This window comes from Chryseobacterium sp. JUb7 (assembly GCF_024806495.1).
In the GTDB taxonomy this organism is placed as follows: domain Bacteria; phylum Bacteroidota; class Bacteroidia; order Flavobacteriales; family Weeksellaceae; genus Chryseobacterium.
In genome coordinates this window covers 560824-576508 of sequence record NZ_JANUFF010000002.1, presented here as the reverse complement: position 1 = coordinate 576508, position 15685 = coordinate 560824, and the positions used below count along the sequence as shown (strand labels likewise).

At 34.4% G+C, this 15685-nt stretch carries 16 protein-coding genes and 1 tRNA gene; 8 read left to right on the top strand and 9 right to left on the bottom strand.

Annotation, left to right across the window (positions count from 1 at the left end):
- Window positions 1-222: 222 nt before the first annotated feature.
- Window positions 223-450, bottom strand: coding sequence for a hypothetical protein (locus M2373_RS06215; protein ID WP_259108684.1), 228 nt, complete (start codon window positions 448-450; stop codon window positions 223-225).
- Between the two features lie 284 nt (window positions 451-734).
- Between M2373_RS06215 and M2373_RS06210 the strand changes: the two genes are divergently transcribed.
- From M2373_RS06210 to M2373_RS06180, 7 genes are all read left to right on the top strand, one after another.
- Window positions 735-2459, top strand: a complete 1725-nt coding sequence (locus M2373_RS06210; protein ID WP_259108682.1) for an AraC family transcriptional regulator — start codon at window positions 735-737, stop codon at window positions 2457-2459.
- A 509-nt stretch (window positions 2460-2968) separates the two neighbouring features.
- Window positions 2969-3247: a hypothetical protein gene (locus M2373_RS06205; protein WP_259108679.1), complete on the top strand. Its 279-nt coding sequence runs from the start codon at window positions 2969-2971 to the stop codon at window positions 3245-3247.
- Window positions 3248-3582: 335 nt separating this feature from the next.
- Window positions 3583-3936 (top strand): hypothetical protein, encoded by a 354-nt coding sequence (locus M2373_RS06200; RefSeq protein ID WP_259108677.1) that lies wholly within the window; start codon window positions 3583-3585, stop codon window positions 3934-3936.
- Window positions 3937-4230: 294 nt separating this feature from the next.
- Entirely contained in the window at window positions 4231-4809 is a 579-nt protein-coding gene (locus tag M2373_RS06195) for a hypothetical protein (RefSeq protein WP_259108676.1), read from the top strand.
- A gap of 1 nt (window position 4810) precedes the next feature.
- Window positions 4811-5335 carry a hypothetical protein gene (locus M2373_RS06190; RefSeq protein ID WP_259108675.1) on the top strand — a complete coding sequence of 175 codons (525 nt, stop codon included), beginning with the start codon at window positions 4811-4813 and terminating at the stop codon, window positions 5333-5335.
- 72 nt (window positions 5336-5407) lie between these two features.
- Window positions 5408-6940: a M20/M25/M40 family metallo-hydrolase gene (locus tag M2373_RS06185; protein ID WP_259108674.1), complete on the top strand. Its 1533-nt coding sequence runs from the start codon at window positions 5408-5410 to the stop codon at window positions 6938-6940.
- Window positions 6941-7115: 175 nt separating this feature from the next.
- Window positions 7116-7817 carry a hypothetical protein gene (locus M2373_RS06180; protein ID WP_259108673.1) on the top strand — a complete coding sequence of 234 codons (702 nt, stop codon included), beginning with the start codon at window positions 7116-7118 and terminating at the stop codon, window positions 7815-7817.
- A gap of 118 nt (window positions 7818-7935) precedes the next feature.
- Here M2373_RS06180 and M2373_RS06175 read toward each other — a convergent pair whose 3' ends face one another.
- From M2373_RS06175 to M2373_RS06165, 3 genes are all read right to left on the bottom strand, one after another.
- A complete protein-coding gene (locus M2373_RS06175) occupies window positions 7936-8727 on the bottom strand; it encodes a DUF2490 domain-containing protein (RefSeq protein WP_259108672.1) in 792 nt (263 codons plus the stop codon).
- A gap of 198 nt (window positions 8728-8925) precedes the next feature.
- Window positions 8926-9012, bottom strand: a tRNA-Ser gene (locus tag M2373_RS06170).
- 55 nt (window positions 9013-9067) lie between these two features.
- Window positions 9068-10084, bottom strand: a complete 1017-nt coding sequence (locus M2373_RS06165; RefSeq protein WP_259108671.1) for an asparaginase — start codon at window positions 10082-10084, stop codon at window positions 9068-9070.
- 83 nt (window positions 10085-10167) lie between these two features.
- On the opposite strand from M2373_RS06165, the gene M2373_RS06160 reads away from it, so the two are divergent.
- Complete coding sequence (locus M2373_RS06160) at window positions 10168-10839, top strand: RNA methyltransferase (RefSeq protein WP_259108670.1); 672 nt, start codon at window positions 10168-10170, stop codon at window positions 10837-10839.
- Window positions 10840-10896: 57 nt separating this feature from the next.
- On the opposite strand, the gene M2373_RS06155 is transcribed toward M2373_RS06160, so the two are convergent.
- The 5 genes from M2373_RS06155 to tsaD all read right to left on the bottom strand — a co-directional run bounded on the left by M2373_RS06155 (window position 10897) and on the right by tsaD (window position 15683).
- Window positions 10897-11415: a hypothetical protein gene (locus M2373_RS06155; protein WP_259108669.1), complete on the bottom strand. Its 519-nt coding sequence runs from the start codon at window positions 11413-11415 to the stop codon at window positions 10897-10899.
- Window positions 11416-11417: 2 nt separating this feature from the next.
- Window positions 11418-13457, bottom strand: coding sequence for an IgGFc-binding protein (locus tag M2373_RS06150; RefSeq protein WP_259108667.1), 2040 nt, complete (start codon window positions 13455-13457; stop codon window positions 11418-11420).
- Window positions 13458-13524: 67 nt separating this feature from the next.
- A complete protein-coding gene (locus M2373_RS06145; protein WP_259108665.1) occupies window positions 13525-14214 on the bottom strand; it encodes a 16S rRNA (uracil(1498)-N(3))-methyltransferase in 690 nt (229 codons plus the stop codon).
- A gap of 45 nt (window positions 14215-14259) precedes the next feature.
- On the bottom strand, window positions 14260-14670 hold the full coding sequence (locus M2373_RS06140) for a hypothetical protein (RefSeq protein WP_259108663.1): 411 nt from the start codon (window positions 14668-14670) through the stop codon (window positions 14260-14262).
- Window positions 14667-15683, bottom strand: coding sequence for a tRNA (adenosine(37)-N6)-threonylcarbamoyltransferase complex transferase subunit TsaD (gene tsaD, locus M2373_RS06135; RefSeq protein WP_259108661.1), 1017 nt, complete (start codon window positions 15681-15683; stop codon window positions 14667-14669). Before tsaD ends, M2373_RS06140 begins: the two co-directional genes overlap by 4 nt.
- Window positions 15684-15685 lie beyond the last annotated feature (2 nt).

Sequence of the window (15685 nt, the reverse complement as noted above, 5' to 3'; positions counted from 1 at the left end):
TTCAAAATAAAAAAGGTTCAATACAATCACTGAACCTTTCGCAATTACTTGCAGGAAATGATAACAACTAAATTATATCTACATGGGTATTAGTTTTTTTTCAATAACAATTGGATTTAAACCATCCTGGTAACATGACTGCTAAAAGGATGGTATTTTATATAGAATGATTTAGTGTTTTTTTTAATTATATAAAATTTTAAAAAGGATATTTATATTAATTCATTTGTTGTTTTTCCAATGGGTCCCGTTTTTTACCGGTGGATCTTCATATCCGGATTCCGGATTTTTCAGGGTGTCTCTCGACGTTATTTGCTGTTCTGTATTTTTATTATTTATACTATTTTCTTCAAAATTTGACAGATTATTCTCATCATCTTGTCTGCAGGACTGTAAGCTCAATGCTAAAAATCCCAAAGCTATAATTTTAAAAGAGATAAACTTTTTCATATCATCTTATGATTTTAAAGGTTATCCCGGCCAGGTTTACGTTTATAATTCTGGATTCGAAATTATAGGCATAAAGCCATAAAAAAAAACACTTGTTGTCTCTATTGGGAAATTAAGACGTCCTAATTTATGAATTAGGACATATTTAAATAATTGATTTTCAGTTTTTTAAATGTTTTGTTTTTTTAATTTCAAATATTGTTATTAATTCATCATTGCATGATAAAATTCAACGGATTTTATGTATTTTTGGTGTAAAACTTACACCTATCTAACTCTTTAAAGTGATTAAAAAACTAATTATTATATCATTTTTGATATTTTTTAAACTTTTCTTTTCTCAGGAAGGTTACAGCGACTATTTTAAACTGAGGACGAAATACGAAAATTTTGAAGAAAATAATCCCAAAGCACTTCCTTATATACAAGCTTATATTAATAAAGCAAAAAAGGAGAAGAACTTTGAAAGACTCGTTCAGGGATATAAAGACGGTGTTTTTTATTCTTCTTTAAAGGAACAGAAACTGATTTATGCCGACAGTACGATTTGGGCTGCTAAACAGTCTGCTGACAAAGACCTTATCAGTACTGCTTATATTGAAAAGGGGGTTGTGTATTATTACCACTATAAAAAATTCCAGCCGGCACTCAATGAATACCTGAAAGCCTACGAATATTCTAAAAATACTAAAAATGATTTTTTAAAATACCAGAATTTATATCATATAGGGGTAGTTAAAAGTTATCTCGGATATTATCAGGAAGCTTCGGAACTATTTCAAAAATGTATTGAATATTACGGTGCTCGAACAAAATCTAATTTACATCCCAACGAAATCTATAATAATAAAAAAGGCTATCTGAACAGTTTACGCCAATTGGTTATTTGTTATAGGCATTTAGAAAAATATGATGAAGCAGATGCTGCTATCCGAAAAGGATTAAGTGAAACGGAAAACAATACAGATTATGCTCAGGAAAAAGGATATTTTTTATTAAGTAAAGGAATTTCAGATTATACAAGGAATCAATATGCATTGGCAATTGAAAATTTAAACCTGTCTATGCATTTTATCAAAAATACTAATGATTTTGCATGGCTTTCGGTGGATTATTTTTATATAGGAAAAAGCTTTCAGAGCCTAAGAAATCAGACAGAATCTATCGTCTATTTCAAAAAAGTAGATTCTATTTTTCAGAAGCATCAGTTTATTCTTCCTGAATTGAGAGAAAATTATGAAATCCTGATCAATCATTATAAAAAAGAAAGAGATCAGGAGTTACAATTATATTATACGAGCCAGCTTTTAAAGGCTGATAGTATTATTTCAAAGGATTTTATTTATTTAGCGCCTAAAATTCATAAAGAATATGATACAAAAACATTAATTGACGAAAAAAAACAACTTGAAAGAGCCAACTCATGGGGAAGTGTTATCATTATTGGATTGATTGTCTTTGCAATAGCTTTAATCGTTTTATTGATTATAAGATATAAAAGAGAGAAAGATATTCAACAAAAATATGTTCTACTGGAAGAAAAGTTTTCACAGCAACAAGATCAGTTAGATGAAAAATCTTATCCTGTTTCTGAGGAGAAGAAAACCAATCTTGATGAAAATATCGTAGAGGAGCTGCTAAGAAAACTGAAAATATTTGAAGATAAAAAAGAATTTACACAAAAAGGACTGACAATTAATAAATTATCAACCCAGCTGGGAACCAATACAAATTATCTGTCTCAGGTTATCAACGAATATAAAGGAATGAATTTCAATAAATACTTAAGTGAGCTAAGAATAAATTACATCACCACTCTTTTATTCGAAAACAAAGAATACCTTAAATATGGAATAGAAACCTTAGCCAAAGAATGCGGAATTGCATCCAGACAAAATTTTTCTGATCTTTTCTATGAGCTCAACGGAATCCGTCCGACAGATTTTATCAGAAAAAGAAAACAGGAATTGGATAATAAGAATAATTTTTCGGGATTGAATCCTGTTTAAAAATAATATTGAAGTAAAAACGGATATTTTTAAGCTTAATTCTGAGAGGGATTAAGCTTTTTAATTTCCAACCATTAGATAAATTTTTGCATCAGATATATTACGACAGGTTTTGTCGCAGTGTGTTATTAGCTTTGCATAGATGATATGAAATAATGTTCATATTCACATTAAATCTTTTTAATAAGTCTTAATACAGTGATGTAAAATGATTATTTTTGCAGCGAATTTAAACTAATAATAATTTAAACTCTAGATATGAAAAAACTCTACATGGGTACATTTATTGATTTATCAGATTGGTATAAAGATTCCTAGGCATTAGGTTCTCCTGAATTGCTGGAGTGGATGCTGGAATAAGTTAGGAGCTAAACCGAGTTACTAACTTTAAGCCAGTTTTTAACAGCTACAGCTTCTGTAGGTATTTTAAACACATTTATGATAAAATATTTTTTTTGATATTAATAATATTATTAGCTGTAATTAATTTTTATTAATGGGGTAATTACATGGATAAAAGAAATGAAATTAATTATATTAATTTTGCTAAAAGTAATTTGAAAGGACCGTTAATTGGAGTAAAGGAATATGCTAGAGGTACTATGTTACAACTGGAAAAGGATACTGTTATTTTTTACCCTAGAACTAGTAAATTAAATAATAATAATATTTTTCTTTACACAGTAGAAAAAGGTGAAAGTATTATAAAAAAAACAATTCAAGATACCTTAATACTAAAGAAAAAAAATGGTAATATTTTTAAATATACTTTTTTAAAATTTCCATAAGATAAAATTTGATATTTAATGATAAAGAATCTGGAATTTCAGGTCTTGGAGCAGGTTATAGTTGGGTGTTGCATGGTCTTCAAGCAAGTCACTAGCTATTATAATAACTGTTTCTATTAGCTTAAAAGCACTGATTTCCTTACTATCTGGGGTCATCCTCACGTCCAGCAGATGGAGAGCTTGGTGTAACAGGAGATATTACTTCTTCTGGAAATTAACTAATAAGAGGACGAATAAATATTGGTGTGGGTGCTCCAGCAGGACCTGTTCCTGTAAATGCTGCTGCTGGTTTTTCGAATACATATATGATTAAAGATTTAAGAACAAGATAGCAAATGATAAAAAAATATATACCAATTATTATTTTTTTAGTTATAATTATCGTATATTATTTTTCAACTGGAGATAATTTACAGAAAACGGCTAATGAAAATTTTTTAGAATTTAATGAAAGTAATTTACATGAAGAAGTTAAAGATGTTGATTATTATGCAAAAGGAATCAAGATAATATTCTCTGATAAACAATATGTTTTTTATCCGATAACCAGTGATTTAAATAATAATAGTATTTTCCTTTCTACCGCAGAAAAAGGTGATAGTATAATTAAAAAGCCATATGGAGATACCTTACTATTAAAGAAAAAAAATGGAGCTATTTTAAAGTATACTTTCAGAAAATTTCCTTAATATTAGACTTAATATTTAAAATCCGTGATTAGATAATCCCGGCAGTTGAATTTTATAGGATAAAGAATCTGATCTTGTAGCTTATACCAAAATTCGGAGTTATTCAATTTGAAGATAGTAATTATCGTAGATGGAAGAAGGGTAGATGAAACAGGGAATATTGATATTTCATGAAGAGCAACGACAGGAATAAGTGCAAGAGCAAGATATACATAATTATTAGATGTAACTAACTGATAATCAGTTTGAATAGGGTGTATACCATTTGGGGATACACAGGCTTATAGTTCGTTAATGAAAGCTTTAAAAGCAAAAAGTAATGATGTAGGCACAGGTCTTAATATTGGTGAGACCATAGATGTTGAAGTACCAGAAATTTTTCTTACAGCTAAAAAGACTGATTGGCTTGGGAAACTTTTAAAAGAATTAAGTGAGTATGGTGATTTTGCTACAAGCCATTCAAATGATCTTGTAAAGTCGACTGGGGTAATAGAAACAAGTAGTTTTCTAATCGGAAAAGGATTAGCAAAATGGAATTCTGGTTGGGAAGCTCCACTAATGACGAAAGCTACAATGCTTGCAGGAAAAGCTTCTACGGGTAGTATTTTTTCTGCTAGTGCATTAAGCAAAGGAGCAACTGGATTAAAATGGTTAGGAAGAATAGCCGGAGGAGTTGGGCTTGGAATTACTACATATCAATATTTAGGACAAGATAGTATATCTGGAACTGAATTTACTGTAGATACAGTAATGGGGGTTGTTGGCTTTTTGGGACCTTGGGGAGCGGCTGCATCGCTTACATATTTTGGAGGAAAAGCTTTGTATGAATACTATTCAGGAGATACTCTTTTTGATAAACCAAATAAACAATAATATGATTAAATTTTTTAGGTTAATAATTTACAATATCTATTTGCATTATATTAAGCAAGATAATGGAAATATTAAATTGGCAAAATTTACTATTTTCATTATTTTTGGGATTATTCTCCTTATTAATGTATATACATTTTATGCTTTATTACATTTGCTAATAAGTAAAAAAGCATTTCATGAGGGGCCTATAGTATACGTTAGCTTAGCCATTATTGTAAGTATTTTTCTAGGCTATTATTTGTATAGTGAAAAATTTAGTGATTTCAATAGAAATAGTAATTATAACAAAAAATATTTTATGTTTTTTTTTCTGATAATTATACTAACTGCCGTTTTCTATGTAACAATTGCTAATATAAATAGGAAACGATTTTTTACTGAGAAGGGTTTTAGTAAAGAATTGATAGAAAATAATGGTGTAGAAGCTTTTAATCCAAATAAAAAACCAAAATCCTTAGAAGGAAAAATAAAACTTTGGTATTATAACAATTTTGAAAAAAAAGATACTTTAAAAAAAAAATAGAGATTATATAGAAGGGACTGCTTGAAAAAGTAGTCTCTTTATTTTTATATTTGTATAACAAACCCAATCACCATGAAAAAAATCCTCTTTCTCCTGCTAGGTATTCTTATCATCCTCATTGCAGTAGTTTTAATCAAAAACTTTACCTATCCCTTTAAGAAAATTGCTTCGGGAGATATTGAAGGCTGGAAATTTGTGAAAAATGACTCCGCGCTGCAGCGGCTTTCTGGGGGCATAAAAATACCAACGGTTTCTACAGGAGAGTTGGGCGATTTTGATTATTCAACGTTTGAGACTTTTAAAGAATATCTTATAAAATCGTATCCTCTGGTATATCAGAATACCGAGCATTATGAAGTTAATACGTATGGATTGGTTTTTAAACTAAAAGGGAGTAATTCCAATCTTGATCCTATTTTATTTCTTTCCCATATTGATGTCGTTCCTCCTGGGGAGGCGGATATTATATCAAAAGATGAAAATATTTTCAGACCCGATGAGAAAGCTTTACCTCCCGTTTCCAAAATTGCTGAAGATTGGGAATATGCTCCTTTTTCAGGGGCGGTAGCGAATGGCAGGATCTATGGAAGAGGTACGATTGATATGAAGGGAATGCTTTTTTCATTAATGGAATCAATGTCGAATATCATGAAAAGCGGTCATGTTCCGCAACGTGATATTTATCTGGCTTTTGGTTTTGATGAAGAGGTAGGCGGACAGAAAGGAGCGGCTCAGATTGCTGCTGATTTCAGAAAAAAAGGATTAAAGTTTGATGCAGTTTATGATGAAGGCGGATTAATTTTAAGAAAGGGGAGTGTAGCAGGAATAGATTCTGATGTAGCGGTCATTGGCTGTGCTGAAAAAGGTTTTCTTTCCGCAAAAATCAAAGTAAAAGGCTTGGGCGGACATTCATCTATGCCTCCTACAGAAAGTGCGATCGGAAAAGCGGCAGTGATTATGCAGCGACTGGAAGATCATCAGATGAAACCGGTGATTACTCCATTGATTAAAAATTTCTTTGATAATATTGGTGGCTCTATGCCATTTGCCAACAGACTCGCTATTTCCAATCAGTGGCTGCTGAAACCTTTACTTTTGTCACAGCTGACTAAAAATAATTCTACCAATGCATTAGTCCGTACCACAACAGCACTTACCATGATGAAGGGAAGCGACGGGACGAATGTACTTTCTCCGGAAGTTGAGTTTGTGGTTAATTTCAGATTGCTTCCGGGCAATACGGTGAAAGAAGTGAAAGATCATATTGCAAAAGCAACGGAAGGATTCGATGTTGAAGTTGAGGAAATTGACAATACGAGAGAAGCATCTGCAGTTTCCCCTACCAATACAAAAGCTTTCAGATTAATAGAAGCCGGAATTAAAGAAATTTACCCTACGGCAATTGCCACGCCTTATCTCACGGTTGGAGGTACAGATGCCTATAAATATCAGATTGTAAGTAAAAATATCTATAGATTTATGCCTGTTAAAATCAATAACACTGAGCAGCAGTCTATCCATAGCACCAACGAATATATCAGCATCGAAAACTATATGAAGATGATTCATTATTTCGAATATATTATGATGAATTATGATAAATAAAAAGTAAAAAGTAAAAAGTAAAAAGTAAAAAGTAAGTTGATTTAAGGTTCTGTTTTGATTACTTTGTCGGAAAGGACTTCAGTTTTTTATCGTAAAAAATATTTGAAATAATTTTTTAAGCGTCAAGTTTTGACGCATTACGCTCCTAGATTTGTATTATCAAAATTACAAAGCTATGGAACTGCCATTTTATTTAAGTTTTACAGAATTCGAGAGTGCATATTACAACAATCTTGAAAAATGGTTCGAAGAATATTATAATACAAGCGAGATTGATTATCTGAAAGCTCTTACAGATTTATACAGCCCTTATCTGTATTATAATTTTGCGAATGACAGGCTTATGGCAGATGCCACCCTCCAGATTAAAGACTGCTTTTTTCCATATTACGACAAAATAGGGATCGCTTTCTGCACGTCTTGTGAAGATGAAGGCGGGAAACGTTTCAAAAATACAAAAAGCATGAACCATATCTTCGAATGGAAAAACATTACCATGATGGAATATGCACAGCATATTTTAGATAAAATCAACAAACATCATTCGAAGAACAGAATTGACGAAAACAAAAGTATCTTAGATTCCATCAATGATTATCAGATTATTCTACCCAGAGAAGGTGCCGGATACTGTGTTAATTATAATCAGCATCAGTCAACGATTCCTTTTTTGAAGGCTTACCTTCCTGTCTATGGGCAAACTGTTGATATGGCAGCGTACAGAGATTTTATCTTCTCAATTGTGCAGATTGCAGAATATATCGATCACAAATTAAAAGAAATAAACGCTTCCGAATACAGTATTTATTCAAAACTGAAGTCCGATGCCAGATTTAAAGTCCAGATGAGCCATCAGTTTCTGACGATCTGTAACTAAATAATACACCACCATTCATTACTAAATTATAGTTTGAAAATTGTTAGTTAGTATTTTCAAACAAAACCACCTGAACAATTTTTGATCAGGTGGTTTCTATTAACAAGATGACAAGGAATTAATGATTTCTGTAAGGTAAATTCCAGATAAGATCAGCAGCCAGATAATGTACACCTCCGTTATGGATGCTTCTGCTTCCTCTGATCAGATCATCCATATAGCCGATATCAACGGTGAAAGGGGATTTCGGAATAGCAAACATATAGTAAGCTGCAATACGCATTTCCCGATATCCGAAAGAGGTCCATTGTGTGTTGGGGGTATTCAGATAACTTACCGAAAACAATTCTTCGACGCTCAAAGCCAGCTTCTGATTATTTTTCTTGGATAAACTATAGGTTACCTGACTTTTAATGCGGGTTCTTAATTGAAAATTTTCATCGGTTTCATGAAAGTCAGCATCAAAAAACTTTCTGAATTCCTGACGGATGGTATTTTTAAGCTTCCATTTTTCACCAAGATTAAAAGTATATGCATATCTTCCATACAGTCTGAATTCCTGTTCCATCCCTTCTTTTTCGTAAGGTTCCCGGCTTTCATACTCAGGCTGTCGACGGTAGCTCACGGCATAGCTGTACTGCTGGTGAGGAGCAAAAGAGTTATAGACCTCATGATTTAATACAAAAATGGCCTGTTTCGAAAATAAGTTATCTTGATCAGGACTGCTTTTTCTTCCTATCGCTACATAGCTTAAAGATTCTTTCGTGCCTAGGGAATCCAGCTTATGTTTTACTCCAAACGCTGACCAAAAAGCGGTGTTTGCGTCTCCCAAACCCGGTGGGCTTATCTGTGCTTGTAAAAAACTGCCGAAAAACAGGAATGGTAATAAGAGGCATAAGACTTTCTTCATTGGAACAAATTTAATAGGGTTGTCAATTGATCGTTTACTGAAATGTTTTTAATACTGTTTAAAATCAAGACAAAGTAAACCCTGGATTTAGGAATATTTTAGGAACAAAAAACTCCCGGACAGAATATCGGGAATTCACACAGTTTTTTTTAAATAAAAAAAGTCTTAAGTTTTATAACTTAAGACTTTGATTTTCAGCAGAGAGGAAGGGATTCGAACCCTCGATACAGTTACCCGCATACTACCTTTCCAGGGTAGCTCCTTCAACCACTCGGACACCTCTCTAATTGAGATTGCAAAAATAAGGTAATTTATTGAATTAGCAAATTATTAATGCGAATTACTCAGTAATTTCTCCACAAAGGCTTCTCGAGAAATTATCTGCGAAACTCCCTCTGTAATTTGGATTGTCAATTAAATGCATGGCTTTGGTAATTGCAGATTCGGCAGTCATATCTTTCCCGCTGATAGCACCGATTCTTGAGAAAATATTACTGTTTTCATATTTTCCAAACGATATTCCTCCTGAAATACACTGACTTACCACTACGATTTCAGTTCCGTTGTTTCGGATCTGCTGAAGGGTTTCCTGAGTTTTTTCGCTGCTGAAGATTGTCCCTGAACCAAAAACCTGAAGAATCAGAACTTTCATTTTCGGAATTTCTTTGAAGTGATTCAGCTTCATCCCTGGAAAAATTCTCCAGAACAGTACATCTTCACATACATTTTCATCTACATGAAATTCGATTCGCGGATCACACCGGTATAAATTATCTTTAATAATATTTAAATGTACTCCCGATTGCCCTAGAATAGGGTAATTCGGACTTGAATAGGCATCAAAATACTCAGCAGAATATTTAAGGGTTCTGTTTCCCCTCAGTAATTTATATTCAAAATAAATCGCCACTTCCTGAATAACGGCTTCGTTTTGCTCATATAAACTTGCATAATACAAGCTGGTCAGAAGATTTTCTTTAGCATCTGTTCTTAAATCTCCGATCGGAAGCTGTGAGCCGGTTAAGATCACAGGTTTTGTTAAGCCTTTTAACATAAAACTCAATGCAGAAGCCGTATAAGACATCGTATCTGTACCATGAAGGATTAAAAAACCATCATATTTTTTATAATTTTCATGAATATAATTAGCAATGATTTTCCATTCTTCCGGTCCCATATCTGAAGAGTCGAGGGGTTTTGCGAAAGGATGCACGAAAACTTCACATTCCATCAGCTTCATTTCAGGCATTTTTTCGAAGATATTGCCAAAATCAAAAGCACGAAGGCTTCCGGTTTCATAATCTTTTTCCATACCGATGGTACCTCCGGTGTAGATGAGCAGTACTTTTCGTTTCATGTAGCAGTTTGTATTAAGTAAAATGAATCTCAGTTAAGGTTCATTCCTCAAAATTACGTTAATTTGCAAAGATTTGAAAATGAATGGAAGATTTAGCACAAACTTTTGAGTATTTAAAACAGTTTTTAACAGAAGAAAGATTACAGAAAATCGAACATTTCTCGCCTGAAAGTTCAGATTTTATCCTGCCTGTGGTGGAAGATGTTTATCAGTTCCGAAATGCAGCAGCGATTGTGCGTTCTGTGGAGGCGTGTGGATTTCATAAAGTGGTGGCTTTGCAGGAAGAATACAGTTTTGAACCTAATCTTCGTGTGACAAAAGGTGCCGACACTTGGGTTGAGGTTGAAAAGCTTCCCCGAAGTATGGAATCTTTTCAGAAGATTAAAGACAGAGGCTATAAAATAGTTGCTGTTTCATTGGAAAATAATGCGAAAATGCTTCCTGAATATGAAATTACAGAGCCTATTGCATTAGTTTTCGGTACAGAGATGGAAGGGGTTTCTCAGGAGATTTTAGATTTTGCAGATGAAACACTGGCTATTCCGATGTATGGCTTTACAAGGAGTTTTAATGTTTCTGTGGCGGCTTCGATTTGTATGTACGAATTAAAACAAAAGCTTCTGAAGTCGGATATTGATTATAAACTTGACGAAGAAAAACTTTTAAGAATGAAAATCCGTTGGGCAGTCAACTCGATAAGAAGCGGACAGCAGATTTTCGACAAATATCTGAAAGATCAAAACCTTACTTTTTAGAAGTTTCAATTTATAGATAAAAAAATAAGACAGCTCAATCAGCTGTCTTATTTTTTATTATTCTATATTTCCCCAAAAGGCCCAATTGGATCCGTTGTAAAAGCAAACGAGCTTGGCAACGGGGTCATAGCACATCATCCCTGCGCTTGGTGACTTTACATTGGCAGCCGGATTGATGATTTTGGGAAGAATTAATGCTTTATTTTGTGATTCCAATACCATAACTCCTTTCGCTGTGGAATCGGGAGCTCCTATGATGACTCCTTTCGATCTGTTTTGTTCGGTTCCGGCAAGCAAAGATCTTGAAGTTCCCACCTGTCCGGTAAGATCTACCCATGCAGTTCCGTTGTAATATTTTACTTTTGAAGTAGTACCGTCGAAAACCAGCGTTCCCGCTGAGGTATCGGTCATATTAGCACTGTTGTTGACTTGTGGAAGTATAATTCCTTTCGTTGTTCCGGTCGGAAAATCTAGTAATCCGCTTCCGTCTACAGTAGGTTTTTCGAATCCGATTTGTGCATGAGCAGCAATGGAAATAAAAAGAAATATAATAAGGGTGTTTATTTTAGTCGTCATAATTAGTTACATGTTTGGTTAATACAGCTCCATTTTGTTCCGTTGTATATTTTTAGACATACATCGTCGGTATCAAATACCATCATTCCGTCTATAGGATTGGTGATTGCTGTTTCCGGATCAGGAATTCTGGTGATCACAAATCCTTTATCATTAGATTCAAGAGCAAAAAATGCATTATTAGCATCTGCAGGCCAGTTTGCCGTACTTTTAGAAGCTCTTGTTGAGATTCCTATTTTTGTGATTTCGGGTGTTCCTGTAGCTCCGGGTTTGTAACATGGGCAAGGATAGGATTTAACGACGTTTGAATATAGGGTACAACCTCCCGGAACGTTTATGATAACGTTGTATTCTGCTGAGGTCGTATCGCCTGCCGGTATCGCATAGGTATTGCTGGTCGCTCCGGCTATGATTACATTGTTTTTATACCATTGATATGTTCCTAAACCTGATGTTACAGATAACGATGAAGTTCCGGTATTACCTGTACAAGGTCTTGAGGTCGGACTGTTGGTAACATTTACATTGACAATAGGAGATGTTCCAAATCCTGAATAATATCCTCCGAATCCTGCTGCACCGCTGGCTCCCACTAATTCTGCCTGTATTGTTCCCGCAGAGCTTATTTTCACGTTTTTAATCGTGGCTGTTCCTCCTGCTGCATCTGCAATATTGTATCTGTAGCTTCTCCAGTTGGCATTTCCGGGTACTGCTGTTCCTGCTGCAACTGTAGCTGCTAAAGCTGTTCCTCCGACTGTGACAACGGGCGCATTCGCTGTTCCGCTTGCTGCCAGAACGGCAAGTTCGGTATTCGGATAAACTGTAGCTCCGATACGTTTACCGTCAGGGATCATATTCACTTCGGTCTGCCCGAAACATGATAACGGAGGGATAAACATAAAGCTGTTGGTATTAAGGGCTGAGCTTCCGAAGATTTTATGAAAAACATATACTGCCTTATTGGATTTGATGTACATATTTTTGCTGGTGAAGAATGAGGCCGGAATAATCTGATAATCACCAATATTTGTCAGTGTATAATTCGCTGCTGTATTTCCGTTCAGGCTTATGGTTGTATTGGCTTGGGTAGCTACTACGATTACTCTTTCATAAGCTCCGCCATTTCCCTGCATGACAACATATTCGTTTCCGAGCTGTTCAACAGGGACAAGCTGATCAACAGCAAAGTCTCTGCCGTCAGAAACAGTTCCTGATTCTACACTTCCTTGCTGCATTAAACCTCCTACGGTAACCGCTATATTTTTATCAGAAGTTATTTTGGCTCCCAGCCAGCCGGTATCCTGTAAACTGAAAGCTCCGGTTTTTACTTTTGCATATAACACAAAAGACTCACCTTTATTTAATGTTCTTGTAAAAGTGGTTCCTGTAAGTGGAGTGGCGCTGGACCCGTTAATAAATTGTGTACCTGCATCAATATTATTAATGGTGACTACAGTGTTATTTTCAGTAGCCATAATAGAAACCATGTTTCCTACTTCCGCTACACTGGTCGTAAATTCATTAGGAGTACCTCCCCAAAAAAAGGTTTTTCCTAAAGCAACTTTCCCTTTTGTAAGTACAGAACCTGCCTGAGAGCCGGATAATCCTCTGTAATTAACAAAGAAATTATCTGCTGAGCGAAATACCATCCCTCCGATATTGGCGGGAATAATTGTTCCTGCTCTGGTTGTAGCTACTGTCATGGGAGTTGCTCCGGGAGCCAGAATAGCGTTGGATGCATTGACTACGGATATTCTTAGCGGGGTTCCATTATTAAATGTCACAGTACCATTGGTCACAATGGTAGTGGTATTGCTGTTGATATTTAAGACAGACAACCTTGGAATGGTTGTTTCGTCTGCCATTTTCACGGTAACAGTGATATTGGATGTTGATGGAGTCGACAGATAAATATATTCTTCGGTAATGGTCGTTGTATCATACCCTCCAAAAATAATAGGCTGTAAATAGTGCGTGTTGTCGAGTTGAGAAAAATAAAATTGAAATAAAAAAAATACTAAAAATAGATAAATGCGCTTCACGGTATGTTAATTTGGTGCGCAAAATTATTAAAAATATACTAAGTTATTCAATTATAAGTGATTAATTTTAAGTTAAGTAATTCCATGCAGCAACGAATATTCCGGCCGTTTCGGTTCTAAGTCTTTGGCTCCCAAGTGATACAGCTCTTACTTTTTGGTCGGATAAATAGTTGATTTCTTTCTCCGAAAAATCTCCCTCAGGACCGATTAAGAACGTAATTTCTTCAGATTTTGGTATTTTTTGCAACTCTATTCTCTCCAAATTCTCATGGCAGTGGGCAACAAACGTAGTTGAAGAATTAATATTTTTCAGAAAATCCTGTAATTTAACAGAATCATTGATGATCGGAAAATGAAATCTCAGACTTTGTTTTGAAGCAGCGACAGCCTGTTTTCTGAGCTTGTCGATATTGATATTTTTACGTTCTGTTTTTTCAGTTTGTAAAATGGTGATCTCAGAAATCCCCATTTCTACAGCCTTTTCTGCGAAAAACTCAATACGGTCTATATTTTTTGTGGGAGCTATCGCAATATGAAGTTTCGGGCTGAAGTCCGGATAATCTGTTTTTATTTCAGATACGGTAATATTGGCTTTTTTACCTTCAATAATCAATGTGCCGGATGCTAAACTTCCTTTACCATCGGTTACGTGAATTTCTTCACCATTTTTCATTCGAAGGACTTTTACAATGTGTTGCTGTTCTTCGTCATTAATTATTACTTGTCCGTTATTTATTTCGCCAAAAAAAAGTTTCATATATTGATATTTAAAATCTGCCTGAATTTTATTTATAAATGATTATTAAAAGTAAATTTCATTCTCGCTCAAAAATGCTACTCCGGTTTTTATGGTAGTATAAATATCACCTTCGCAATCACGGTATGAGCATAAATAAATTTCTTCAACCCAAACATTATTCATGAAAATCATATTCAGATATTCATTTTTTCTCAAATTGTTTTTAATAGATAAATAATCTCCTTCTTTCGGCTCATACGCAAAACTAAAAACATTCTCTGAATTTATTTTTTCAATAATTTCTTCTTTTATATTCTGAATATATCCTATTTCAGAACTGCTCATCAGAAAATCATCTTCTTCAGCTTCAGCTACAACTTCGTTTTTTCCTGTTATGGTTTCCAGTACCCAATAATATTTTGAATTCTTCTTAGATTGTGTTCCTAGTATTTTTTCTTCTAGCAGTATTTTCATAAATCATATTTTGCGGTTGCGGAAGTTCTCAGATCCGTAAATTCTCCTCTTTCATATTTCAGCTGAGCTACCATGGCAATCATTGCGGCATTGTCTGTCGTATATTCAAATTTTGGAATGTAAATATTCCAGTTTAATTTTTCATGATTGTCCTGCATGGCTTTTCTCAAAGCCGAATTGGCAGAAACTCCACCGGCAATTGCTACTTCTCTTATCTCTAAATCTTTTGCCGCTTTTTCCAGTTTGGTCATCAGAATTTCAATAATGGTTTTCTGAACTGAGGCACACAGATCAATTAAATTATTTTTAATAAAATCCGGATCTTTTTTAACTTCTTTTTGTATAAAATATAATACAGAAGTCTTTACTCCGCTGAAAGAATAATCGTAATTCTCCAGTTTTGGTTTATTAAATTTAAAAGTATCAGGATTTCCCTCTTTAGCCAGTTTATCGATAATCGGACCTGCAGGATAATCCAGATCAAAGATTTTTCCAATCTTGTCAAATGCTTCTCCTGCGGCATCATCAATGGTTTTTCCAATGATTTCCATATCAAAATAGTCCTTCACCAAAACAATCATGGTATGCCCACCACTTACGGTAAGGCACAAAAAAGGAAATTTGGGCGGCATAGGATTTGCATCCTCAATGAAATGCGCTAAAATGTGCGCCTGGAGGTGGTTTACTTCAATTAACGGAACATCCAAACTCATTGCCAAAGACTTAGCAAATGATGTTCCTACAAGAAGTGATCCTAAAAGTCCGGGTCCACGTGTAAATCCTATAGCAGAAATTGCATTTTGTTGTATATTTGCTTTAGTTAAAGATTTTTCAACAACGGGGATGATATTTTGCTGATGTGCACGCGATGCCAACTCGGGAACAACGCCTCCATATTCTTTATGGATAGCCTGATTCGCTGCAATATTAGACAGAATAGAATTTCCCTTGATGATAGCTGCTGATGTGTCGTCGCAAGACGATTCAATACCTAAAATTATAGAGTCGCTCATAA